The following is a 23,779-nucleotide window of genomic DNA, read 5'->3' on the forward strand; positions in this document are numbered from 1 at the left end:
GAACGATCGATGACCGCGCGGCGCTGGACGCTGCGCGGCGGCTGCGGTGTGGAGGTGGACAGGCTGGCCCTGGCCATCGCCCAGCGCTTCGGCGTGCCGGAGATCGTCGGCCGCGTCATGGCCCAGCGCGGCATCGACCTGGATGCGGTGGAACGGTTCCTGGAGCCGACCCTGCGCACCGAGCTGCCCGATCCCAGCCGCTTCCGCGACATGGACGCCGCCGCCGAGCGTCTGGCCGAGGCGGTGGTCTCCGGCCAGACCATCGGCCTGTTCGCCGATTACGACGTCGACGGCGCCACGTCGGCAGCCAGCATGGCGCGGTATTTCCGGGCCGTCGGCGCGCCGGTGGTCATGCACATCCCGGACCGCATCGACGAGGGGTACGGCCCGAACCTGCCGGCCCTGCAGGGGCTGGTGGCCCAAGGGGCGGGGGTCGTGGTCTGCCTCGACTGCGGTATCCTGGCGATCGAGACCCTGGGACAGGCGCGGGCCGCCGGGATCGACGTCATCGTCGTCGACCATCACATCGCCGAACCTGAGCTACCGGCCGCGGTCGCCGTGGTCAATCCGAACCGCCTGGATGAGGAGCCGGGCTTCGGCCACCTGGCGGCCTGCGGCGTCACCTTCGTCACCCTGGTCGCCGTCAACCGGGCGCTGCGGGCAAAGGGCTGGTTCGCCGGCAAGGCCGAGCCCGACCTGCGCGCGATCCTGGACCTGACGGCGCTCGGCACCGTCTGCGACGTGGTCCCGCTGACCGGCCTCAACCGTGCCTTCATCGCCCAGGGGCTGAAGGTGATGGCCGCACGGTCGACTCCGGGACTGGCGGCCTTGGCGGACGTCGCCGGGCTCGACCGCAAGCCGGATCCCTATCACCTGGGCTTCGTGCTGGGGCCGCGGATCAATGCCGGCGGCCGGGTCGGCAAGGCGGATCTCGGCGCCCGACTGCTGTCCACCGACGATCCGGCCGAGGCGCGCCACATCGCCGGCGAACTCGACCGGTATAACGACGAACGCCGGGCCATCGAGGCCGAGGTGCTGGACAGCGCGATCTTCCAGGCCGAGGCCGCGGGCGACACGCCGGTCCTGGTGGTCTCGGGGCAGGGCTGGCACCCAGGCGTGGTCGGCATCGTCGCCAGCCGCCTGAAGGACCGCTTTCACCGGCCCGCCTGCGTGATCGGCGTGGATGCGGGCATCGGCAAGGGCTCCGGCCGCTCGGTGCCGGGCGTCGATCTCGGCGCCGCGGTCATCGCCGCCCACCAGGCCGGGGTGCTGGAGAAGGGCGGCGGCCACGCCATGGCGGCCGGCTTCACCGTGGCCGAGGACCGGATCGACGCCTTCCGCGCCTTCCTGGGCGAGCGGGTGGCGGGGGCTCTGGCCGGCGCGCCGCTGGTGGCCGAGCTCTCCGTGGATGGCGCGCTCGCGCCGCGCGGCGCGACGGCGGATCTGGTGCGCTCGGTCTCCCGGGTCGGGCCGTTCGGCACCGGCAATTCCGAGCCGCGCTTCGTGCTGTCCGGCGCGAAGGTGGTGTCGAGCGGGGTGGTCGGCGAGAACCACGTGCGCTGTACGCTGGCGGGCGGCGACGGCGGCCGGGTCAACGCCATCGCCTTCCGCGCCATGGCGGGCGACCTCGGCCCCGGCCTGCTTCAGGCCGGCCAGCTTCCCATTCACGTGGCCGGGCACCTGCGGCTGGACGATTTCCGGGGCGGCGACAACGTCCAGCTGGTCATCGACGACGCCGCCCCGGCTGGCTGACGTCGGCTACGCAGCCGCCGAGACGTCCTCCCAGAAGCTCCGCACCGTCGCTTCGTCGAGCCCGCGGGTGATGAAGACGATCCGCGACCGGCGATCCCCCTCCGGCCAGTCCGACAGCCGGGCAGGGGAGTGGAACACGTGGTGCACCCCATGGATCACCACCGGCATCGGCTCGTCGTCCAGGTTGAGGATGCCCTTGACCCGCAGCAGCCGGTCGCCGTGCCGCTCGCGCAGGGCGGCGAGCCACAGGTTGACCCGACCCCAGTCCAGCGGCGCGTCGAAGGTGAGGGAGAAGGCGGCGATATCACTGCCGTGCCGGTTGGTGTCATGGAGGTGGGGGTGGCCCGCATGATGGTCGTGCGCGTGCCGGCTTTCGGCCTCGAGCGCCTCGTCGCGCAGCCAGCGCTGCACGTCCGGGGTCTTGGTTTGCGGATCGTACCAGCCGGCATCGAACAGGCGCCCCGGCTCGACCGCACCGGCGACCGAGCGGATCCGCTCCGCCGTCGGGTTCAGGGCCGCCAGCCGCCGGTCCAGCGCCCGAACGGCGTCCGGTTTGGCGAGGTCGGTCTTGGTCAGGATCAACCGGTCGGCCATGGCCGCCTGCTTCACCGCTTCCGGCTGGGCGTCGAGCTGGACCAAGCCGTGCATCGTGTCCACGGTCGTGATCACCGCGTCCAGGCGGAAGAAGCCGGAGACCAGCGGGTTGTTCAGCAGCATCTGCACGATCGGTGCCGGATCGGCCAGGCCGGTGGTCTCCACCACGACCCGGCGGAACCGGGGCAGGGTGCCGGTGCGCGCCCGGGACAGCAGTTCGCGCAGGGTCGTCTCCAGGTCCGAGCGTATGGTGCAGCAGATGCAGCCCGAGGCCATCACCGTCATCTCGCCGTCAACGGACTCCATCAGCAGGTGGTCGAGCCCGACCTCGCCGAACTCGTTCACGATCACCGCGGTGTCGGCGAGCGCCGGATTTTTCAACAGTGCATTCAACAGAGTGGTCTTGCCGCTGCCCAGGAACCCGGTCAGGACGGAGACGGGGATTCTGTCGGCGGACTTGTCGGTTTCGAACAGGGACATCTCTCAGAGGCCCTCCCAAGCCGTGTCGTTCGAACGTCGGCGGCTTCGGCCGCTCTTGTCTCGCATAGCTTGACACTTTGTCGCGGGCGTCGTCACCATTCTACCTATGGCGGCGCGAAATCCGCCATCACCACAAGAAAATCGGGAGGAGATGGTCATGCGCAGGAGCAAGTTCGAGGCGGGCGACGGCACCGATCCGCAATCCCCCAGCCGCCGGGATTTCATGAAAACCGCGGCGATCGGCGCGGCTGCCGGCAGCGCCGCCTTCGTCGGCAGCGGGGGCTCCGATCAGCTCGCCCAGGCGCAGACGACGGCCCCCGAGCCGTGGTGGCCGTCGCGCTGGGGCGCCGACGACGAGGCCGGCGCGTCCAACTGGATGACCCCGGAGAAGACGCTCGAGGCCGCCTCGCAGATCCGGGAGGGCAAGGTCTACAAGATCGGCCGGACCTATGAGGCGGGCATGCCCCTGTTCGGGGCGCGGGTCTTCGCCGTGCGCATTCCGGGCGCGCCCACCGGCGGGCCCTACGGGCAGAACAACCTGATCTATAACGACGAGTTCCTCGCCACCGAGGTCGGGCAGGTCGGCACCCAGTTCGACGGGCTGGGCCATATCGGCCTTGTCACCGGCGATGCGGCCGACAAGCGCGACCAGAAATACTACAACGGGTTCGACGGCAGCATCGTCAGCGGCGCCTACGGTCTCGGCAAGCTGGGCGTGGAGAACGTGAAGCCGTTCTTCACTCCGGCCCATCTGATCGACGTGCACGGCTCGCTCGGCGAGATGAAGGATGCCGGCTACGAGATCACCCTGGCAGACGTCCAGGGTGCGCTGTCGAAGCAGGGCATGTCGGAAGGCGATATCAAGTCGGGCGACGCGGTGTTCTTCAACACCGGCTGGGGCTCGCTGTGGATGAAGAACAACGACCGGTTCAATTCCGGCTGCCCGGGCATCGGCCTGGAGGTGGCGCGCTGGCTGATCGACAAGGAGATCTCGATCACCGGGGCCGATACCTGGCCGACCGAGGTGGTGCCGAACCCGGATCCGAACCTGGCCTTCCCGGTGCATGCCGAACTGATCACCAAGAACGGCATCTTCAACCACGAGAACCTGTTCTTCGACGAGCTGATCGCCGACGGCAAATACCGTTTCGTCTATGTCTTCGCACCGACGCCGATCAAGGGTGGGACCGGCTCGGCCGGATCGCCGATCGCGATCACCTGAGTCGGACCCGGGCGGGGGACGGTCTGCGGCGGCCTGGCCGGCCGGAATGCACCTGAAGACAAGGGGTTTCCGGCCGGCTGAAAAATCGGCGTGCTTCGGGCTTGATTTCGCGAACGGTGGCCTGTATCTCCACCCTCCTCGGATGACCCCTTCGTCTAGAGGCCTAGGACACCGCCCTTTCACGGCGGCAACACGGGTTCGAATCCCGTAGGGGTCGCCACTCTACTAGCGGATCGCAGCCGCCCGGGAATTTCGGACCTCAGGATGCGATCGCGCTTGCAAAGCTGTCGGCGGATTGATATCAACCCGCTCTCCTCTGTGACCCCTTCGTCTAGAGGCCTAGGACACCGCCCTCTCACGGCGGCAACACGGGTTCGAATCCCGTAGGGGTCGCCACAGGCTTTCCACACATTTTGCGCCATATGCCCCTGCTGCAGCGTAGTCCTGCCGCAGAGTGATCCTGGCCCAGAGTGATCCTGGCCCAGAGTGATCCTGGCCCAGAGTGATCCTGGCCCAGAGTGATCCTGGCCCAGAGTGATCCTGGCCCAGAGTGATCCTGGCCCAGAGTGATCCTGGCCCAGAGTGATCCTGGCCCAGAGTAACCCTGGCTCAGAGCGCGCCGGTTTCCGGTGTCGATCCGCTGTGCGTTCCTTCACAGCCTCGTTGTATTTCAACGCAGCCGCCGTTCATTTAGAGTACCTATCTGCTCTGATGACGGCGCCGGGATTTTTCCGGCGGACGTTGGCCGGGAGGATGACGTGCAGATCAAGACCCGTGCCGGCTTGCTGATGGGAAGCGTGCTGCTGGGCGTGATGCTCGGATCGCAGCAGGCCCAGTCCACATCGCCGCTGCCCATCTTCCGAGGTGTCGAGCGGTTCGTCGTGTTCTGCGGACGACCGGTGGCGGCAGAGCAGCGCGAGGCGCTGTGCACGATCGCCCGGGATGTCTTGGCGCAGCTCACCGGTCGGCCGGTCGCGGTCGGCACGGCCGGTCTCTCCGACGAGGCCGCCATCACCGTCCTGGTCAACGGCTTTCCGACCGAAGGACCGAACGGCCCCGTTCTGGCGATCAATATCGATCTGCTGCGCAAGGACCAGGTGAACGCACAGCTCTTCGGCGCGCCGCCTGTTCTGGTGTCGGCCGAGGCGTTGGTGACGGCTCCCGAGGCGGTCGCCGACGGATTGCGCCGTCAGTTCGCCGAGCGGGTGGTGGATCCGTGGCGTCGCGCGGTTCCGTCCGCACAGTCCGGCGCGGCCGGGAAAAGGGGATAGACAATGAGTTCCGCCATCGAAGCCGGCCTGGCCGCCGCCTGTGCCTGTGGGTCCTGCGGCTGTTACGGGCACAGTTCGGGCAGCGCCGCCGCCGCTCTGGGCTCCGGGACGACCGACGGGCGTCAGGCGCTGTCGGGGTCGGAGACGTCGGGCGACGGCAATCTCGACACCGTGGTGATCGGCACCAGCAGCAAGTGGGGCATCGGCATGATGGGGGTGGGCACGACCGTGACCTATTCCTTCATGGACAGCCTGCCGAGCTACCATGGGGTCGACTCCAGCTTCATGGCGTTCAACAGCGCGATGGAAGCCGCCGCCCGCAGCGCGCTGGATGTCTGGGCCGCGGTGGCGAATATCTCCTTCGTCGAGGTGTCCGATGCCGGTGCCGGCGGGCAGATCCGCTTCGGCGCGAACTCCCAGTCCGGATCCTCCGGCTACGCCTACTACCCCTCGACGAGCGAGATCGGCGGCGACGTGATGATCGCCACCAACTATTCCTACAATCTCGCGCCGGAGGTCGGGAATTACGGCTACCTCACCATGCTGCACGAGATCGGCCATGCGATCGGCCTGAAGCATCCCGGCAACTACAGCGCCGGCACCGAGGGTCCCTTCCTGCCGGGGTCGATCGACAACACCGACACCACGGTGATGTCCTACTATGACGGCTCGGCCACCTATGCCTCGGGCCTTGGATGGCTCGACGTGATGGCGGTGCGCTACCTCTACGGGACCGACACGGTCGGCTCGATCGGCAACGTGACCTGGGGCGCCGACACCGCCGAGGTCTTCACCGGCGATTCCGGGATCAACTACTTCCTCGGCGCCGGCGGCAGCGACCTGTTCCAGCTCGGCGCCGGCGATGACGGCGTGATGGCCGGCAACGGCGAGGACACGCTGAGCGGCGGCGCCGGCAACGACCTGCTCTACGGCAATATCGGCACCGATCTGATGCTGGGCGGGGACGGCAACGACACGATGTATGGCGGCCAGAACGGCGGTGTGACCCAGACCTACGGATCGGGCACCACGCTGGCCTATCGCGAGGGCTCGGATACGATCTCCGGTGGCGCGGGGGTCGACATGATCTACGGCAACCACGGCGGCGACCTGCTGGTCGCCGGTAGCGAGAGCGACAAGATCTATGGTGGGCAGGACAGCGACACGATCTCCGGCGGGGCGGGGGGCGACGCCCTTTACGGCAACCTGGGCAACGACGTCCTGACCGGGGGTGACGGTTACGACTACTTCTACTTCACCTCCAACGGCGGCAGCGACACGATCACCGACTTCACCTATTTCACCGACTATCTGGCGGTTCAGGCGAACATCAACGGCACCGGCATCGCCACCGACGCCGACGTCATCGACCGGGCGAGCCAGGTGGGCAGCGACGTCGTGATCGATCTGGGCGCCGGAAATTCGGTGACGTTGTCGAACTACTCCACCGCCTCGCTGAACGTCTTCGACATCTACGTGTTCTGACGCGGCATTATCGGTGTTTACCTGACGGGCGGCGGCGACGCAGACTGGCGCCCCTTTTCCAGGAGGCACCCATGTCCGCGACGAATGCCTATCCGGTCGAGTTGGAGGCGCCCGACATCTCCGCGTACCGGACCGGCAATACCGGCATCGACTACGTCCATACCTTCGATTCCGGCAATCCGGGCCCCGACGCGATGATCAACGCGGTCATCCACGGCAACGAGCTGTGCGGGGCGATCGCGGTCGACTACCTCATGAAGCAGGATATCCGGCCGACCCGGGGCAAGCTGACCGTCGCCTTCGTCAATCCGGAAGCCTATCTGCGCTTCGATCCGGCGCACCCGACCAAGACGCGCTTCGTCGACGAGGACATGAACCGGGTCTGGACACCGGAACGTCTCAACGGATCGGACAGCACGGTCGAACTGCGCCGGGCGCGGGAACTGCTGCCGCTCTACGACCGGGTCGAGCGGCTGCTCGACATCCACTCCATGGGCACCTATTCCGACCCGATCATGCTGATCCACGGCCTGGAGAAGGAGCGCCGCTTCACCCGCCAGATCGGCTATCCCGCGATGATCGCCTGCGGCTCCGGTCATGTGGAGGGGCTGCGGCTGATCGAGTACGCGCCGTTCAACGACCCGGCCTCCGACCGCATCGCCTGTCTGGTGGAATGCGGTCAGCACTGGGCGAAATCCAGCGCCGACGTGGCCATCGACACCGCCCTGCAGTACCTGCATGCGCTGGACATGATCAGCGCGGAGACCCTGGAAGCGCATCGCCACACGGCGCCGGTCGAGGCTGTGACCGTTGCCGACGTGACCCACGGCTACGCGATCCGCACCGACGACTTCTTCTTCGCGGAGAACTTCAAGGGTCTGGAGCGTTTCAACAAGGCCGGCGCGGTCATCGCCGTCGATGGCGGCGAGGAGATCGTCACGCCCTATGACGACTGCATCCTGGTGATGCCGAACCACCGGGCGGTGAAGGGGCAGCGCGCGTTCCGCCTCGCCCGACTCTCCGAGGCGGCGGTCTAGGGCGCCGGGTCAGGGCGCGATGAGTCTGGGCTTAATCCGTCAGGGCGCGATCCAGGCCGCGTCCCGGCGACCCTTCGGCGTCCAGACGAAGCGGGCCCGCCGGTGCGGATCGGCGCCGATCCAGAGCCAGTCCCAGCGGTTCCAGACCACGTCCAGAACCACGAACCGCCGCGCATCGCCGTCGTAGAGCGCGTGTCCGGCCGGTCCGATCGCCGCCCATCGGTCGGCGACGCGCTCGGAATCCGCCATCGCTTCCGCCTGTCCGGTCATGCGCAGCTGTTCCGACGTCTCGGGATCCCAGAAGGTCAGCGCCACCCGGGGATCCGCCGCGATCTCCCCGACCTTGGCGGAGCGGGCGTCGGTGAAGAGCTCCAGGCGGCGGGTATCGGCATCGAGCGCGCGCAGGACGATCACCCGGGCGCTCGGTCCCTGCGGCGTAGCGGTCGCCAGCACCGGGGTGCGCCAAGCCCCATGGCGGCGTTCCGCCGCCTCCGCCAGACGTCCGGCGATACGGACCGCCAGGGCGCCCAGATCGTCGGGCGGCGGGCTGCTCATTCCCCGCGCGGCGCCGTGCGGGCCAGCAGGTAGAACAGCAACGAGCTGACCGTGGCGAACAGGATCATGGACGACATCGCCGCGTGATCGTGGTCGTTCTGGAAATAGCCGACCGCCACGGTGAAGCAGGCGCCGATCACCATCTGCCCGAAGCCCATCAGCCCGGAGGCGGCGCCGGCGATCGTCGGGTTCACGCTGACCGCCCCGGCGATGCCGTTGGGCTGGCTCAGCCCGTTGCCGATGGCGACCACGCACATCGGAACGAACACCACCACCGGGTTCACCAGCCCGGCCATCATCAGGCTGAAGCCGGTGACAGCGCCCACCAGGGAGACGCCGACGCCGAGCGGAATCATGCGGTCCACGCCCAGCTTGTTCGACAGCCGGCTGGCCAGGAAGTTGCCGGTCATGTAGCCGACCGAAATCAGCACGAAATAGAAGCCGTAGACCTCCGGCCCGGCATGCAGCACCTCGATCATCACGTAGGGGGCGCCGGCGATGAACGAGAAGAAGGCGCCGACCGACATGGCGGTATTGGCGGCATAGCCGATATAGGCGCGCGACCGCAGCAGGCTGGCGTAGTTGCGCAGCATCGCCGTGACGTCGATGGTCGGGATCGGATGGGTGTTGGTCTCGTTCAGGCGGAACCAGGCGCCGGCAAGAACCAGAAGCCCGACGGCGAGCGGCACCAGGAAGGTGGCCTGCCAGCCGAAATGGGCGTCGATCAGCCCGCCGATCGCCGGGCCCATCGCCGGTGCCACCGCCATGGCCATGGTGATGACGGCGATGGCGCTGGCCGCCCGGTTGCGGTCGTAGACGTCGCGCACGATCGCGCGGCCGAGCACCATGCCGGCGCATCCGCCGATCGCCTGCAGCACCCGGGCGGCGATCAGGCTCTCGATCGACCAGGCGAACATGCAGGCGATGTTGGCGAACGCATAGACGATCAGCCCGCCGAGCAGGGCCGGGCGCCGGCCGAACCGGTCGGAGATCGGGCCGTAGACGAGCTGCGCCACACCGACCGCGACCAGATAGGAAGTCAGGGCGAGCTGCACCATGGCGTAGTCGGTGTCGAACACGTCCACCAGACCCGGCATCGACGGCACGAAGATGTTCAGCGCGAGCGGACCCGTGGCCGTCGCGACGATCAGGATCCAGATCGGCGGGGGGAGCGGTTTATCTGACATGAAGCCTTTGGGGGCGAGGATGGAGATCTAACTTAGCGCCGAAATCAGGATCGGCCATCCCCCTTCGCCCCATCCACCTTCGCCCCGGCCGCCTTCGCTTCGGCCGCCTTCGCCGCCGGTCGCACGACCATGGCCACCCCGAAGGCGGTGACGGCGATGCCGGCCGCGCCCACGATGCCGATGCGCTCGTCGAAGGCGAGCCAGGCCAGCAGGGCGGTGGTCGGCGGTACCATGTAGAACAGGCTGACCACCTTCACCGCCTCGCCCAGGCGGATCATCATCATGAGCAGCGAGAAGGCGCCGATCGACACCACGACGGTCAGCCAGGTCAGCGACAGGGTGAAGGCCGGTACCCATTCCACGTGCAGGCCTTCGAAGGCCAGGGCGCCGAGGACGGTGAGGACGGCCGCCGTCAGGTTCTGGATGGCGCTGCCCGACGCCACATGCATGGAACTGGCATAACGTTTCTGGTGCAGGGTGCCGAAGCTGATGGCGACCAGTCCTGCGATGCAGGTCATCAGGCCGATCTCGTCGACATGGGCTGCTTCCATCCGCTCGCCCAGCACCATGGCGACGCCGGCGAGGCCCAGGACCAGTCCGCCCCATTGCCGCGCAGATGTCCGCTCGCCCAGCAGCCGGCCGGCCAGGACCGCCGTCAGGATCGGCTGCAGGCCGACGATGAGCGACGCCAGCCCCGCCGGGACGCCGCGGTGGATCGCCACGAACACGCCGCCGAGATAGACGCCCTGAACCAGGGCGCCGACCACGGCGATGTGGCCCGCCTGGCGCCAACTGGAAGGCCAGGGGGCCGACAGGGCGCGGGCGATGAGGACGAACAGCAGGGTGACCAGGGCGAAGCGGATCGCCAGGAAGGTCATCGGCTCCGCATGGGGCAGACCGAACTTGGCGCCGACGAAGGCGGAGCTCCACAGCAGCACGAAGAGGGGCGGAGCGAGATAGGGCAGTGCGGAGGACATCGGGCCGGCCAGAAATGGGGAGGGGCCGCCGGATGGTGGGCGGGAGCAGTGTTCTCGCATCTTCCGGCGAGTCGTGCTATGAGATCCGTGGGAGAGTGGGATATTTTCGTCGCGACCTTGGTCGTGGATTTGGCCGCACACGCTGGCCGTGAACCGTGGAGTGCCTGGTCAGAATGACCTCGACCGCCCCTCTTACCCCCATCGGAGCCGGGAATCTGCCGCCGCTCGGACCGCCTTCGGGCATCGGTCCGCGGTCGCGCGAGGACGAGTCCGCTGGGGTGTCGGGAAACGGACGGGCGCAGGACAGGGGACAGGACAGCCGGGCCGATGCCGCCGCGCGCGATGCGCCGGGGCAGGCGGGGCGGAGCGGGCAGGCCAGTCAGGGGCAGCAGGCCGAGCCGCTGCGTCCGGGCCGGCCGCTGATCGGCGGCGGACCGTTCACCCTGGCCGTAGCCTTCGGTCTTCAGGCCGACGAGACCGCGCGGACCGTGACCGCCGCCTCTGCGGACAATCCGGCCCAGGCGGCCGAAATCGCCGCCCAATCCTCCTCCAGCGCCGAAGAGGCTGCCGCCGGCACCGAGCTCAGCGAGGAAGAACAGCAGGTCGTCCGGGAACTGCAACAGCGCGACCGCGAGGTGCGCCAGCACGAGGCCGCCCACGCGGCGGCCGGCGGCGCCCACGCGGGGGCGCCGACCTACACCTATCAGCGCGGACCGGACGGCCGGCAGTATGCCGTCGGCGGCTCGGTCTCCATCGATACCTCACCGGTGAAGGGCGATCCGGAAGCGACCCTGCAGAAGGCCCGCCAGATCCGCGCCGCGGCCCTGGCGCCGGCCGATCCGTCCGGTCAGGACAAGTCCGTCGCCTCCGCCGCCTCCGCTCTTGAACGCCAGGCCCAGGCCGAGATCGCCGCCGAACGCCGCGCCGAACTCAGCGGCGAGGGCGAGGAGGGGGCGTCCGAGCCGGCGGTCGAGAGCCAGACCGTCGACACGACCCCGGCGGTCAACGGCGCCGCCCCTGCCGAGGGCGCTGACGGACCGGCTGCCGCCGACAGCGTTCGGGGTCAGTCCATCGGCGCTTCGGAACGCAGCGGGGACGGGTTCGGGTTCGGAGCCCTGGCGGGGGCGGACGAGGAAGAAGACACGCCCGCCGGCCCGCGCCAGCCGCCGGCCTTCGATATTGCCGGGCTGGTCAGCCGCGCCTCCACCGGCTTCGACGGCCGCACGCCGCCGCCCCAATTCGTCTCCATCACGGTCTGACCGGTCCGGGCAGGCGGCCCTGCCTGTCAGGGATGTCCACTAATTCGCCTTGGTCTCCGGCGCGCCGGCGGTCTCCGCGTCGCCCTCGACCGCCGGTGGCTCGTCCCTGGCCTCCAGCATGGCGGGATCGAACCCCAGACACTGCTTGAAGCTCTCGGCCGTCTGCTCCGGCGCTTCGGAGCAGGTGTAGAAGGTGTTGCGGCAGGCGGTGTAGTCGCTTTCGCTGCCGCTGAAGCGCATGTCGTCGCACAGTTCGGTGAAGCGCCGGGCGATCAGGGAGAAGGTCTGGGTCTGGTCCTCCACCGAATCCTTCTCGGGATCGAGCGGGCGCACCCGCAGGAACTGGGCGATCGCCTGATTGGCCCGGTTCAGGGTCAGCTCCGCCGACTGGCGTTCCCCCAGCAGGGTGAAATAGGTCACGTGGATCGTCTCGCCGAGCATCATCTGGCGCAGGATCGGCGGAATGAATCCCTCGCGGGCGTCGCCCCAGATGATGAACTGCACGTCGCGGCCGGCGACCGCGTACAGGGTCGGATCGCCGCCGACCTCCAGTTCCTTCAGTTCTTCCAGATCGACCGGGTCGTTCTCGTCGATGCGGTAGATCGGCAGGCGGTCGGGGGTGAGCATGGCCTGGGACGAGCGCGGCAGGGAGAACTGGCCCCAGATCGAATTGTCCTTCATCCGCATGAGTCTGAAGCGATAGCCGTCGCGCGTCAGGATCCGCGCCTCCAGGATCGGCCGACCGCTGATCGGGTCGTCGAGGACCTCCACGTACCACTGGATGCGCTGGGCCACCGCCTCCCGTGCACCCAGGACAGGCAGCGCCGCGAGGATCGCCAGAACGATGAGGAAGGTCCTCGCCAGGGGCATGTGTGTGGCGCTCCGTGTGCCGGACAATCGAAGGATGACGGTCGCCATGATAGCGGCGGCACGGCCCCGTGACGATCCTTCCGGGTGAGAGGGCTGCAAGGGCGTTAACCCGATCTAAACCGCCGGTACGCTAGATTGGGTGCCGAATGACTGCTAGGATACGATCATGGCAATCACCAACGGCATCTACAGCGCCCTGAGCGGTGCCACCGCGGCGACCCGACGGTTCGACACGTCGGCGTCCAATGTCGCGAATCTCGAGAGCGTCGCCGCGCCCCGGGGCTCGACCGAGACGACGGATGCCGCCGGCAACAGCCTGTTCCGTCCGCAGCGGACCGTCGACAGCACGACGACGACCGGCGGCGTGCGGTCCACCCAGCAGCTCGTCGATCCGGTCTCCGTCCAGCGCTACGATCCGGACGCGCCCGATGCCGATGGCGACGGGCTGGTGAACCGGCCGAACGTGTCGCTGGAGCGCGAAGCGGTCGATCAGATCGTCGCCCAGAAGCAGTTCGAGGCCAATCTGGCCACCATCCGCACCGCCGACGAGCTGTTCGACTCCACCCTCGACATCCTGGGCTGACGCCCGACGGGATCGCCGTTCGGCCTCCCGTCCGGCCCTTGCCGTTCAGCCTTGTTCGGCGAGCGCCTTGTTGGCCGCGCGGAACGGCAGCATCACGCATTCCCAGCGCGACTTCGCCGCCCGCACCGGGGAGAAGGCGGACAGCGCCGTCCAGGGCAGCGTGTCGCCCTTGCCCGCCAGATAATCCTCCACCGCCTTGGCTACCGTGGGCAGGGTGTCCGCCGGTTGGCCGAGCACGTTGTCGGCGATGACGGCGATGGACGCCTGACACAGCGCGCATCCCTGCACCTTGGCGCCGACGGCCGTCACGGCACCGTTCTGGACGGTCAGGTCCACGGTGATCCGGTCGCCGCAGACCGGGTTGTCCACCCGCGCGCTAACGGTCGGCGCCTCCAGACGGGGCAGGGCGCGGCCGGCGCGGGCCAGGGCGACGATCTCGTCCTGATACAGGGTGTCGTTCATCCGCCGTTTCCCTGCTCGGTCCCGCGGGCCTTGGCCAAGGCTTCCGGCGTGTCGATGTCGGTCAGCACCGATTCGTCGTCGACCTCGATCTCCACCGCCAGATCCTCGTGATTGCCGATCAGGTGGCGCGCGCCGACATCGCCGGACACCCGTCCCATCTCCTCGAAGAACCGCTTGGCGAACAGCACCGGGTTGCCGCGCTTGCCGCGCCGGGTCGGCACGACGATGGCGCGGCCCTCCACCGGGTCGAAGGCGGCGATCATCCGGTCGATGACGGCGGTGCTGACCATCGGCATGTCGCCGAGGCAGATGATCGCGCCGTCCACGTCCTCGCCCACGGCGGCAATGCCGGTCTTCATCGAGGTCGACAGACCTTCGGCATAGTCCGGGTTATACGCATAGGACGGCTTCAGGTCGGCCAGGGAGGCCCGCACCGTGTCGGCCTCGTGGCCCAGGACCACCGTCATGGACGCCGCCTTGGAGGCGGCGAGGGCCTCGGCCACGTGGCGCACCATCGGCTTGCCGTCCAGTTCGGCCAGCAGCTTGTTCTCCGATCCCATCCGCCGCGACTGGCCGGCGGCGAGCAGGATGGCGGCGATCTTCGGCGCCCGGGCCGAGGCGGTGTCGCCGTCGCCGTTGCTGGCGCGCCGGCGGGAGCGGGGCATCGGCCGGGTCGGAATGTCCTTGAGCAGGCCGCCGACCCCCATCCGCCCGATCTCGGCCCGGCCGACGGGCACGCCGGCGATCAGGCGCTGCAGCACCCAGTCGAAGCCGTTCAGCTTGGGCGAGCGGGCGCAGCCGGGCAGGCCGACCACGGGGATGTCGCCGATGCGGCCGATCAGCATCAGGTTGCCCGGATCCACCGGCATGCCGAAATGCTCGACGATCCCGCCGGCCTGCTCGATGGCGGCCGGGACCACGTCGCGGCGGTCGACCACGGCGGAGGCGCCGGAGACCAGCACGAGGCGGGCGCCGTGATGCAGAGTCTCGTCGATCGCCTGGGCCAGGGCGTCGGTCGTGTGGTCGCAGCGCACCTCGTGGCTGATCTCGCTGGCCATGCCGTGCAGCCGCGCCCGGGTCACCTCCATCGTGCTGTCGAGCACGCTTTCCTTGGTGCCGGACAGGCGCGACTGGACCAGTCCCACCGGCGTCGACTGATAGGGCTGAAGGCGGACCATCGGCTGGTCGCGGCGGCCGATCTCCTCGGTCAGCAGCACCCGGTCGCCGGAAACGGCGAAGGAGATGATCTTCAGGGTGCCGATCATCTGGCCTTCCTCAACGCCCTGATAGGGCGGCACGAGGGCCAGGGTGATCGCCTCGTCGACCAGGTTGAAGGCGTCCAGGCGCACCGGATCGTAGAGCACCACGCCGGCGGTCTGGGCGTAGAGATTGGCGCGGCCGGTGAAGGCGGCGCTCACCGTCGTGCCGTCGCCGGCCAGGGCGGCGGCGAGCCGGTCGGCGGCGGCGTCCTCGGCCACATCGCCGTCCTCCAGCAGAGCGGCGATGACGCTGGTGAAGCCGGCGTCGCGGAGCAGCGCGACATCGTCGGAATCCAGAACGCGGCCCTTCTTCAGGCTGCGTTTCTCAAGCCGATGGGAATGGGCCAGCACGGCCCCCTCGGCCTGGTCCAGCGGGGTGTCACCGAAGATCACGGTCGATGGTCTCCAAAAGCGCCGGGGTCAGGCGGCGGCCGCCACGATCGGCTTGGCGTGCAGGACGGCGGTCAGCTCGGCCAGCACCGAGATGGCGATCTCGGCCGGCGAGACGGCGCCGATATCGAGCCCGGCGGGAGCATGGATCCGGCCGATGGCAGCGTCGTCGAACCCCATCTCCTTCAGCCGTTCGACCCGCTTGGCATGGGTGCGCCGGGAGCCCAGGCAGGTGATGTAGAAGGCGTCCGATTTCAGCGTGATCTCCAGCGCCGGGTCGTCCAGCTTCGGGTCGTGGGTCAGGGTGACCACGGCCGTGCGGCTGTCCGGCTTCAGCGCTTCCATCGCCTCGTCCGGCCAGTCGTCGATCAGGGTGACGTTCGGGAAGCGTTCGGCCGTGGCGAAGCTGGCGCGCGGGTCGACCACGATAACCTCGTAGCCGGCGATGGAGGCCATCGGCACCAGGGTCTGGGTGATATGGACCGCGCCGATGATGATCAGGCGCAGGGGCGGGTTGTGGCAGTCGAAGAACCAGCGGTCGCCGGACACCTCGGCGACGCCGCTCTTGTTGTCGCGCAGCCGGTCGCGGGCTTCCTTGACGACCGCTTCCGATAGGTCGCCGTCGACCTTGTCGGCATAGACCAGGGCCTGGGTCTTGCCGTCGAGGCCGTCCACCAGGGTGACCGGCGTCTTGGACCGGCGGGCGGTCTGCAGCTTGGAGAAGATGTCGGCGCGCATGGCTCAGGCCTCCATCCGCTCGACCCAGACCTGGACGTTGCCGCCGCAGGCGAGGCCCACGTCCCAGGCCTGCTCGTCGCTGACGCCGAACTCCATCAGCCGGGGATCGCCGCCCTGCATGATCTCGAAGGCTTCCTTGATTACGGCGCCTTCGATGCAGCCGCCGGAGACCGAGCCGACCATGGCGCCGTCGCCGTCGATGACCAGGCGCGAGCCCACGGGACGGGGCGAGCTGCCCCAGGTCTTCACCACGGTGGCGAGCGCCACCTTGCGGCCCTCGGACAGCCAGCCCTCGGCGGTGCCGAGCACGTCGTCGATGCTGGCGAACGGTGTCGGATCGGTCATGTGTGCGCCCTCCACGGTCATATGCCTCCGGATCTAGTCGGCGTCCTGTCGAGCCTCGTCCTCGACCCGGCGCAGTTCGGCGAGCCAGTCGTCCATCCCCTCGCGCCGGCGCAGGGACGGCCGGCCGATGGCTTCCGCCAGTTGCTCCAGGCTATCGAGCGAATGGACCGGGCGGAAGTCGTCGACATGGGGAAGGATGGCCCGTACCCCCTGAGATTTGGGGGCGAAGCCATCGTAGCGCAACAAGGGATTGAGCCAAATCAGCCGTCTGCAGGACTTGTGGAGTCGGTCCATTTCCCCGGCCAGTCCTTCGCCGACCTCGCGGTCGAGCCCGTCGGTGATCAGCACGACGATGGCACCCTGGGTCAGCACCCGGCGGCCCCAGAACCGGTTGAACTCGTGCAGGCAGTGGCCGATCCGGGTGCCGCCGGACCAGTCGTTGACGACGTCGCCCACCTGGACCAGCGCCTCGTCCACGTCCTTGTGCTTCAGGTAGCGGGTGACATTGGTCAGCCGGGTGCCGAACAGGAAGGTATGGACCCGGTCGCGGTCGTTGGTGATGGCGTGCATGAAATGCAGCAGCATCCGCGAATACCGGCTCATGGACCCGGAGATGTCGCACAGCACCACCAGCGGTGGGCGGCGGGTGCGTTGCTTGCGGCGCTGCAGGGCGATCTCGTCGCCGCCCGAGCGCATGGTCGCCGACATGGTCCGGCGCAGGTCGAGGCGCAGCCCGTGCGGGGAGGGGCGGAAGCGGCGGGTCTTGATCTCGGCGATCGGTAGCCGCATGTCGCGGATCACCTGTTTGGCGCGCAGGATCTCCTCCGCCGTCATCTTCTCGAAATCCATCTCGCGCAGCAGCTCCCGGTCGGACCAGGTCATCGCCGCGTCGAGTTCGATCTCCTCTTCCTCCGGCTCCTGCGGATCGGCGCCGCCGGGATTCTCGGATTTCAGCGCCTCGGCCAGGCGCCGGTTCATCTCCTGGCCCTTCTCCTTGTCCTCGTCGCCGTCGCCGCGGAACTCGGGCAGGATCATCTGCAGCATGCGCTCCAGCAGCCGCGGGTTGCGCCAGAACACGTGGAAGGCCTGATCGAAGATCTCGCGCTGGTCGCGGCGGTTCACGAAGACCGCGTGCAGGGTCCAGTAGAAGTCGCGCCGGTTGGTGATGCCGGCCACCTGCACCGCCTCCACCGCGTCGAGCACCTTGCCCGGTCCGACGGGCAGGCCGGCTGCGCGCAGGGTGCGGCCGAAATGCATGATGTTCTGGATCAGCTTGCCGCCGCCCTCCGCCCCGGCATCGGGCAGGGAGTAATCGGGCGGGGTGAGGTCGTCGGGCATGACCGGCCCCTTACGCGACCGCCGCGGCGCCCGCCAGCTCGGCCTTGATCTGGTTCAGGATCCGCGTCGCCTCGTGGCCCTGGATCTTGGCGATGTCGTCCTGGTACTTCAGCAGGACGCCAAGGGAGTTCTCGATCGCCTCCGGGCTCAGCGCCAGGTGGTCGAGCTGCACCAGCGCATGCACCCAGTCGATGGTCTCGGCCACGCCGGGTACCTTGAACAGGTCGAGCTTGCGCAGATGGTGGACGAAGGCGACGACCTGCCGCGACAGCTCCGCCGGCGCGTCCGGCGCCTTGACCTTCAGAATCTCCAGCTCGCGCGCGGCCGAGGGATAGTCGACCCAGTAATAGAAGCAGCGGCGCTTCAGCGCGTCGTGGATCTCGCGGGTGCGGTTGGAGGTGATGATGACGATCGGCGGGGTCTTGGCGATCTGGGGGCCGAGTTCGGGGATGGTCACCTGGAAGTCGGACAGCACCTCCAGCAGGAAGGCCTCGAACGGTTCGTCGGTGCGGTCCAGCTCGTCGATCAGCAGCACGGGAGCGCCGGCCTCGTCGGCCTCCAGCGCCTGTAGGATCGGTCGCTTGATCAGGAAACGCTCGTCGAAGATGTCCTTGGCCAGGGCATCGCGGTCGGCGCCGCCGGCGGCCTCGGCCAGCCGGATCTCGACCATCTGTCGGGCATAGTTCCATTCGTAGACGGCCGAGGAGACGTCCAGCCCCTCGTAGCATTGCAGGCGGATCAGTTTGCGGCCGAGGGTCTCGCTCAGCACCTTGGCGATCTCGGTCTTGCCGACGCCGGCCTCGCCCTCCAGGAAAAGCGGCCGGCCCAGGCTCAGCGCCAGGTGAAGCGCAGTGGCCAGCGACCGGTCGGCGACATATTTGCCGGCGCCCAGAAGCTCGAGGGTGGCATCGACGGATTTCGGCTGCTCAAGGGCCATCGGGACGTCCATGGAAGAGTGTGAAGGGGGCGACCGCACGTCGCTTTGCCTACGGACATAGCATCTGGACCGGCCCTCTGCCAGGGGCGGAGGCCCGAGTTAATCCGCCGCGCCCGGCTCCGAACCGCTGCGGCCGGCGTCGGTCGCCTCGAGGAGGGGGGCGATCGACGGGGGGGGAAAACTGCGCCTTGCGACGATGGCGTAGAAGCTCTCGGCGATGTCGAGCGGGAAGGGGGCTGCGTGGACGATGCCCTGCTCGATCTCGTCGGCAAGCACGACAGCCGGCGCCGCCGCGACGCCGACGCCTTCGCGGGCGAGCAGCCGGATCATCGCCATGTCGTCGACTTCCGCGGCGATCCGCGGTGTTACCTCGAGCCGGGCGACCAGGCTGTCGAATCCGGTGCGGATCGAGCTCTCGGTCGGCAGGATCATCGGTTCATGGACCAGGACCTCCTTCAGGCTGGCATGCCCCAGCCTGCCGGGAACGGCGTAGAGCCCGACCGGTTGGCCGGCGATCCGATGGGCGATCAGGTCGGCGAACCGGTCCCGCGGCGGTGCCTCGGTGGTCAGGACGATATCCAACGCCAAGGCCTGGAGGGCGTCCAGCAGCGCGGCATTGTTACCGGAGGACAGGATCAGGTCGACCTCGCCGGCGGCGATGATCGGGCGCAGGAATCGGAGCTGGAAGTTGCGCGACAGGGTCGACTGGGCGCCAAGCCGCAGCGGCCGCACCGCTCCGCCGCGCTGTTCCAACGCCGCGACGAGTTCGTCGCCCGCCTGAAAGATCCGAGCCGCATGGTCGAGGGCGATGCCGCCCGCCTCGGTCAGGACCAGCCGTCGGCCGGCCCGTTCGAACAGAGGGTAGCCCAGCCGCTCCTCCAACTGCCGGATCTGGGTCGACAGGGCCGATTGCGAGACATTCAGGCGGGATGCCGCCAGGGTCAGATTGCCGACCGTGGCGACCTCGTGGAAATACCGAAGATGGTGATAGTTCATCCGATCCATGCTCGGATTATAGAACGATTCGGAATATCGATCTGTTTTTCTGAAACAACTCGCGCGGCCGCCCTTAAGCGTACCGCGCGAGGCACCCTGGACCCGGTCGCCGGTCAGAAGCCGATGGTCAGCTCGGCCAGCTTGATGAAGAGCGGGATGCTCAGGATGGCGACCGGCGTTCCGAGCCCGGTCGATGTTCCCACATAGGCCGACGGATTTGCCTCCGGAAGAGCTCCGCGCAGGGTCGGCGGACCGGAAATGTCGGAGCTGGAGGCGGCCATGACCGCCAGCAGGACGACGCCTCCGGCCGAGAATCCGGTGACGTGGTGGATGATCAGACCCGCGCCGAAGCCGAGCAAGCCATGCACGAGCGGCGCCACGAGGCCGTAGATCACGTAGGCATGCGCGGTCTTGCGCAGATCGGACAGCCGCGCCCAGGCCTCCATGCCCATGATCAGCATGAGAACGGACAACAGGCCGTAGAAAAGCTGGCTGTAGAAGCTCTCGAAGACGCCGTCCGGCTTGGCGAACACGCCGATGGCCAGGCCGAGCAGCAGGGCGGAGATCGCCGGACTGCGGAAGGTATCGAGCAGAATGTCTCTGATCGTGTCGGCGCCGAGGTCGCCCCGCTCCAGCAATGGCGATCCGCCGCCACCCAGAACGGCGGTGCCGTCGCCCTGGGAAATCGCCACCGTCTCGGGACGCGCGGCCATCCGGGCCAGCACAATGGCGGTGACCAGGGCGGCGATGTCCATGAAGGGGTAGAGGGCGCCGATGAATCCCTCATAGGCGATGGATTCGGCTTCAAGCATGGCCATGGCGGCGGCAAGGGTCGACGCCGAGACCGCCCCGAACAGACCCGCGGTCGCCATGCCGTCCGACCGCGCCACGCCGTTCAGCCGGACAAGCGTCTGGCTTCCCAGCAGGACGATCACAATCCCGATCAGGGCCGCCGAGACCGCCGGCACCGCCAGAGACAGCAGATCCGCGTCGCGCACCGCCATGCCGGCCCCGAGGCCGACTTTCAGCAGCATGACCATGACGATGAACTTGTAGACGGCGTCGGGCACCGTGAGCCTGCTGCCGAGCGCAGCCAGCAGCATGCCTCCGATCAGGAACGCCAAGGTTGGTTTCTGAAGCTGCGCGAATACGGTTGAGACGATGTCGGCCGCGATTTCCATTGGTCACCCCCAGGATTCGTGAATGGCCAGGGAGTGCCGGAGATCGTCAGATAAGAAAAATACATATAATGAGGAAATTCGTTCTCATTTTTAGAACGGATAGTCCCCGAGACCGCGCGAGCGGTCCCGGGGCGGTGGATGCTACGGCCAGTACGGCCCGGTCGCGGCGACGATCATGGTGATCATGCCGAGTGCCAAGTTCACATGGACGATCTTGCGGATCAGGCCCAGGCGCCGGCCGGCCTGCTCGAAATCGCCGGAATCGACCGCATCGCGGAACTTGGGCCAGACGGCGAAGCGCAGGTGCCCATAGGCCAGGAACATGATCAGCCCGACGCCGTGCATGATGTGGATGTACACACCGGCGCCCGCGAATCCGCCGAACACCAGGAACAGCATGGCGTATCCGGTGGCGATCAGGACCAGCACGCTGGGCGATACGAACAGGAAGAACCGGTGGAACACCCGGCGCCACAGGCGGGGCCGCTCGGGCGCCGGTTCGATGCCGCCGACCGCGGGGCGCAGCACCACATAGGCGAAGAACATGCCGCCGACCCAGATCGTGGCGGCAACAATATGGAGCGCTAGGAGAACCGTCATCGTCATTCTGCGTTGCCTCTCATGGGCGGGATATAGGTCGCATGCTAGCGGCTTGGGCCGGCCTGATCGATGATTCACTGGATAGGCCCATTTCCTTGGCCGTCCGTCCGAAGATTGGAGCCGGCCTTGTCAGAGCTGCAGACGTCCAACCCGAAGCCCGTTCACGAGCAATTCGGCCATGCCATCAGTTCCGTCGTCGGCGACCGCCGGCTGCTGGCGCCGCTCTGGATCCTGGCCGCGGTGGCTACGATCTTCTTCTTCCTTGAAGCCAAGCCCTTTCTGGCACCGGTCCTGGGCAGCGCGGTGCTCGCCATCGCGCTCAGTCCGATCACCCGGTTCCTGGAGCGCTCGGTCGGCCTCGGCCGGGGCTTCGCCGCATTGGTCTCCATGGTCCTGGCGGCGGGCGTGGTTGCCGGGGTTTTGTGGGTCCTGATTCCAGCCGCCGACAACTGGCAGGACCGGTTGGGTGATCTGGCGGAGCAGGCCGAGCGCAAGCTGTTCCCCATCAGCTCGACGCTCGACGAGGTCAAGAAGGCCACCGAGAAGGTCGGCGAGGCGGCCAACCTGTCCAATGGCGACCAGCCGAAGATCGTTGTCGACACCGAGGGCAGTTATCTCAGCCAGGTGCTCGGCGGCGCGCCGTTTGCGGTCATCCAGATTCTGACCACCGCGATTGTGTCGTTCTTCTTCCTGCGGGAGCGGCGATGGTTGCTGCGCAGCGGTATCGCCTTCTTCGCCACCTACCGCGAGCGCTACCGAATGGCCCAGATCGCCCGCGAGATCCGGCGCAGCGTGGGCAGCTATTTCCTGATCCAGATCGCCATCTCCGCCGGCGTGGGACTGGTGACCGCCCTCAGTTTCTGGGCGATCGGCATGCCCGCCCCGGCGACCTGGGGCGGGGCGATCATGGTCGCCAACTTCGTGCCGTTCATCGGCCCGTTCGTGATCGCGGCGCTGTCCTTCGTCGGCGGCCTGGCGACCTTCGACACCCTGCAGATGTGCTTCCTGCCGCCGGCCATCGTCTTCGCGGTCAACGCGGTGGAGGAGAATGTCGTCATCCCCATGGTCATGAGCAGCCGGTTCTATACCAGCCCGGTCGTGATCATCCTCGCGGTGCTGTTCGGAGCGTGGATGTGGGGCACCATCGGCGGCGTGCTGGCGGTTCCCTCCGCGGTCGTCGTGCTCTCGGCCCTGCGCCGCTGGCGCGAGACCGAGGAGTTGCTGGAGGAAGACCCGAACGTGGTGGAGGTCGACGACTGATCGGAAGGCGCTTCACCCTGCGGGTCCGCCCGTCGGGCCGTGCAACGCAAAACCCCCGGTCACAGGCTGTGACCGGGGGTTTTGTTGTCTGTTCGTCGTGGAGACCGTTGTCAGCGGCGCTGCCGGCCGGTGATGAGCCCCAGCGCGACCAGACCGCCGATCACCACGACCGGGGAGATCGAGCTGCCGAGCTGTTCGCCGAGCCGGTAGGCGTCCTGCACCGCGGTGGAGGACGCCGATCCGGGCACGGGCCCGGAACCGGCCGGCGGCGGGGTGCCGGCCAGGTTGCGCCAGGCGGTACCCGATGCCGCCGGATCGACGTGGCGCCGGCGGCCGGTCGCGATCATCAGGACACCGATCGAGACCAGGAAGGTCACCGCGGCCCAGATCCCCAGGGACGCCGCGAGCCCGACATGTGTGCTCGTTTCGATCACCGCCGCCGAGAGGCCGAGACCGACCGCGCCCAACAGCAGGATCGTGCCGGCAAACGCGATGAGCCCGCGCCGGAAGGCCAAGGCGGCTTCGGCGCGGGCGATGGCTGTAAGCCCGGAAAGCATCAGGACCGACCTAGCGGCGCGACCACATGCCGAGCAGCATGCCGACGCCGAAGGCAGCGAGCACGGAAGTGGTCGGGTTCGCCTCGATCACGCCGTTGACCCTCTGATGGGCCTCTTCGGCCTGATCGCGGGCCTGATTGGCGGCATTGCGGGCCCGGTCGGTCGTCTCGTTGAACTTCTGGCGTACGCCGTCCCTCACGGCGTCACTGCTGTGCGAGGCGAGAGAGGAGACGGCGTCGGACAGACCCTTGAGGTCCTCGCGCAGCACGCGGAGCTGCTCCTCGAGATTCGCTTCGGACGCCTTGGCAGCTTGGGCCGATTGACTCGCTTGAGACATCGTGGATGCTCCTGACTTGTGAAAACTGTATAGGGAACGTTTCAGCGCCCCATCGGTTTCATATGGGGAGCCCTGCGCCCTAAGTAATCTCTTGCGCGTATATTCGA

The 23,779-nt window shown here is 68.1% G+C and carries 24 protein-coding genes and 2 tRNA genes; 10 read left to right on the forward strand and 16 right to left on the reverse strand.

Features of this window, described 5'->3' with window-relative positions:
* The first annotated feature begins 9 nt into the window (after positions 1 to 9).
* Complete coding sequence (recJ, locus tag G578_RS0112635; RefSeq protein WP_084618852.1) at positions 10 to 1,752, forward strand: single-stranded-DNA-specific exonuclease RecJ; 1,743 nt, start codon at positions 10 to 12, stop codon at positions 1,750 to 1,752.
* A 6-nt stretch (positions 1,753 to 1,758) separates the two neighbouring features.
* On the opposite strand, the gene G578_RS0112640 is transcribed toward recJ, so the two are convergent.
* Positions 1,759 to 2,826: a CobW family GTP-binding protein gene (locus tag G578_RS0112640; RefSeq protein WP_028794546.1), complete on the reverse strand. Its 1,068-nt coding sequence runs from the start codon at positions 2,824 to 2,826 to the stop codon at positions 1,759 to 1,761.
* Between the two features lie 157 nt (positions 2,827 to 2,983).
* Here G578_RS0112640 and G578_RS0112645 point away from each other — a divergent pair, with 157 nt between their 5' ends.
* The 6 genes from G578_RS0112645 to G578_RS0112670 all read left to right on the forward strand — a co-directional run bounded on the left by G578_RS0112645 (position 2,984) and on the right by G578_RS0112670 (position 7,841).
* Positions 2,984 to 4,048, forward strand: a complete 1,065-nt coding sequence (locus G578_RS0112645; protein WP_211228898.1) for a cyclase family protein — start codon at positions 2,984 to 2,986, stop codon at positions 4,046 to 4,048.
* A 144-nt stretch (positions 4,049 to 4,192) separates the two neighbouring features.
* A tRNA-Glu gene (locus G578_RS0112650) sits at positions 4,193 to 4,268 on the forward strand.
* Between the two features lie 100 nt (positions 4,269 to 4,368).
* Positions 4,369 to 4,444: transfer RNA gene (locus G578_RS0112655), tRNA-Glu, on the forward strand.
* A gap of 362 nt (positions 4,445 to 4,806) precedes the next feature.
* On the forward strand, positions 4,807 to 5,319 hold the full coding sequence (locus G578_RS0112660) for a hypothetical protein (protein ID WP_028794548.1): 513 nt from the start codon (positions 4,807 to 4,809) through the stop codon (positions 5,317 to 5,319).
* A 3-nt stretch (positions 5,320 to 5,322) separates the two neighbouring features.
* Complete coding sequence (locus G578_RS28430; RefSeq protein ID WP_051244729.1) at positions 5,323 to 6,804, forward strand: matrixin family metalloprotease; 1,482 nt, start codon at positions 5,323 to 5,325, stop codon at positions 6,802 to 6,804.
* A gap of 71 nt (positions 6,805 to 6,875) precedes the next feature.
* Positions 6,876 to 7,841, forward strand: coding sequence for a M14 family metallopeptidase (locus G578_RS0112670; RefSeq protein ID WP_028794549.1), 966 nt, complete (start codon positions 6,876 to 6,878; stop codon positions 7,839 to 7,841).
* Between the two features lie 39 nt (positions 7,842 to 7,880).
* Here the strand turns inward: G578_RS0112670 and G578_RS28435 are convergent, their stop codons facing one another.
* Genes G578_RS28435 through G578_RS26150 form a run of 3 tightly spaced genes read right to left on the reverse strand, consistent with a single transcriptional unit; the run spans position 7,881 to position 10,560 of the window.
* Positions 7,881 to 8,396 carry a pyridoxamine 5'-phosphate oxidase family protein gene (locus tag G578_RS28435; protein ID WP_051244732.1) on the reverse strand — a complete coding sequence of 172 codons (516 nt, stop codon included), beginning with the start codon at positions 8,394 to 8,396 and terminating at the stop codon, positions 7,881 to 7,883.
* A complete protein-coding gene (locus tag G578_RS0112680) occupies positions 8,393 to 9,583 on the reverse strand; it encodes a multidrug effflux MFS transporter (protein WP_028794550.1) in 1,191 nt (396 codons plus the stop codon). The genes G578_RS28435 and G578_RS0112680 overlap by 4 nt, the downstream gene beginning before the upstream one ends.
* 44 nt (positions 9,584 to 9,627) lie before the next feature.
* On the reverse strand, positions 9,628 to 10,560 hold the full coding sequence (locus G578_RS26150) for a DMT family transporter (protein ID WP_051244734.1): 933 nt from the start codon (positions 10,558 to 10,560) through the stop codon (positions 9,628 to 9,630).
* A gap of 278 nt (positions 10,561 to 10,838) precedes the next feature.
* On the opposite strand from G578_RS26150, the gene G578_RS28440 reads away from it, so the two are divergent.
* Entirely contained in the window at positions 10,839 to 11,819 is a 981-nt protein-coding gene (locus G578_RS28440; RefSeq protein ID WP_051244736.1) for a putative metalloprotease CJM1_0395 family protein, read from the forward strand.
* 39 nt (positions 11,820 to 11,858) lie between these two features.
* Here G578_RS28440 and G578_RS0112695 read toward each other — a convergent pair whose 3' ends face one another.
* The gene (locus G578_RS0112695; protein ID WP_028794551.1) at positions 11,859 to 12,689 is read right to left on the reverse strand and encodes a hypothetical protein; all 831 of its coding nucleotides are present in this window, start codon (positions 12,687 to 12,689) and stop codon (positions 11,859 to 11,861) included.
* Between the two features lie 166 nt (positions 12,690 to 12,855).
* On the opposite strand from G578_RS0112695, the gene G578_RS0112700 reads away from it, so the two are divergent.
* Positions 12,856 to 13,272, forward strand: a complete 417-nt coding sequence (locus G578_RS0112700; RefSeq protein ID WP_038014104.1) for a flagellar basal body rod protein FlgC — start codon at positions 12,856 to 12,858, stop codon at positions 13,270 to 13,272.
* Between the two features lie 45 nt (positions 13,273 to 13,317).
* Here the strand turns inward: G578_RS0112700 and G578_RS0112705 are convergent, their stop codons facing one another.
* The 9 genes from G578_RS0112705 to G578_RS0112745 form a co-directional block, all read right to left on the reverse strand.
* Complete coding sequence (locus G578_RS0112705) at positions 13,318 to 13,734, reverse strand: iron-sulfur cluster assembly scaffold protein (RefSeq protein WP_028794553.1); 417 nt, start codon at positions 13,732 to 13,734, stop codon at positions 13,318 to 13,320.
* Complete coding sequence (locus tag G578_RS26160) at positions 13,731 to 15,386, reverse strand: NTP transferase domain-containing protein (RefSeq protein WP_038014107.1); 1,656 nt, start codon at positions 15,384 to 15,386, stop codon at positions 13,731 to 13,733. Before G578_RS26160 ends, G578_RS0112705 begins: the two co-directional genes overlap by 4 nt.
* A 27-nt stretch (positions 15,387 to 15,413) precedes the next feature.
* Entirely contained in the window at positions 15,414 to 16,121 is a 708-nt protein-coding gene (locus tag G578_RS0112715; RefSeq protein ID WP_028794554.1) for an XdhC family protein, read from the reverse strand.
* 3 nt (positions 16,122 to 16,124) lie between these two features.
* The gene (locus G578_RS0112720) at positions 16,125 to 16,466 is read right to left on the reverse strand and encodes an XdhC family protein (RefSeq protein WP_028794555.1); all 342 of its coding nucleotides are present in this window, start codon (positions 16,464 to 16,466) and stop codon (positions 16,125 to 16,127) included.
* A 33-nt stretch (positions 16,467 to 16,499) separates the two neighbouring features.
* Positions 16,500 to 17,804, reverse strand: coding sequence for a vWA domain-containing protein (locus G578_RS0112725; RefSeq protein WP_084618854.1), 1,305 nt, complete (start codon positions 17,802 to 17,804; stop codon positions 16,500 to 16,502).
* A 10-nt stretch (positions 17,805 to 17,814) separates the two neighbouring features.
* Positions 17,815 to 18,741, reverse strand: a complete 927-nt coding sequence (locus G578_RS0112730) for an AAA family ATPase (RefSeq protein WP_028794557.1) — start codon at positions 18,739 to 18,741, stop codon at positions 17,815 to 17,817.
* 99 nt (positions 18,742 to 18,840) lie between these two features.
* Entirely contained in the window at positions 18,841 to 19,746 is a 906-nt protein-coding gene (locus G578_RS0112735; RefSeq protein WP_028794558.1) for a LysR family transcriptional regulator, read from the reverse strand.
* Between the two features lie 104 nt (positions 19,747 to 19,850).
* Positions 19,851 to 20,918, reverse strand: coding sequence for a sodium-dependent bicarbonate transport family permease (locus G578_RS0112740; RefSeq protein WP_028794559.1), 1,068 nt, complete (start codon positions 20,916 to 20,918; stop codon positions 19,851 to 19,853).
* Positions 20,919 to 21,059: 141 nt separating this feature from the next.
* A complete protein-coding gene (locus tag G578_RS0112745; RefSeq protein WP_028794560.1) occupies positions 21,060 to 21,518 on the reverse strand; it encodes a CopD family protein in 459 nt (152 codons plus the stop codon).
* A 126-nt stretch (positions 21,519 to 21,644) separates the two neighbouring features.
* On the opposite strand from G578_RS0112745, the gene G578_RS0112750 reads away from it, so the two are divergent.
* A complete protein-coding gene (locus tag G578_RS0112750) occupies positions 21,645 to 22,778 on the forward strand; it encodes an AI-2E family transporter (protein ID WP_028794561.1) in 1,134 nt (377 codons plus the stop codon).
* Between the two features lie 110 nt (positions 22,779 to 22,888).
* On the opposite strand, the gene G578_RS0112755 is transcribed toward G578_RS0112750, so the two are convergent.
* Complete coding sequence (locus G578_RS0112755; protein ID WP_139189417.1) at positions 22,889 to 23,335, reverse strand: resistance to Congo red protein; 447 nt, start codon at positions 23,333 to 23,335, stop codon at positions 22,889 to 22,891.
* A gap of 10 nt (positions 23,336 to 23,345) precedes the next feature.
* On the reverse strand, positions 23,346 to 23,672 hold the full coding sequence (locus tag G578_RS29885) for an ElaB/YgaM/YqjD family protein (RefSeq protein ID WP_169400855.1): 327 nt from the start codon (positions 23,670 to 23,672) through the stop codon (positions 23,346 to 23,348).
* Positions 23,673 to 23,779: the final 107 nt, after the last annotated feature.

The organism is Thalassobaculum salexigens DSM 19539 (assembly GCF_000423805.1).
GTDB classification, from domain to species: Bacteria; Pseudomonadota; Alphaproteobacteria; order Thalassobaculales; family Thalassobaculaceae; genus Thalassobaculum; species Thalassobaculum litoreum.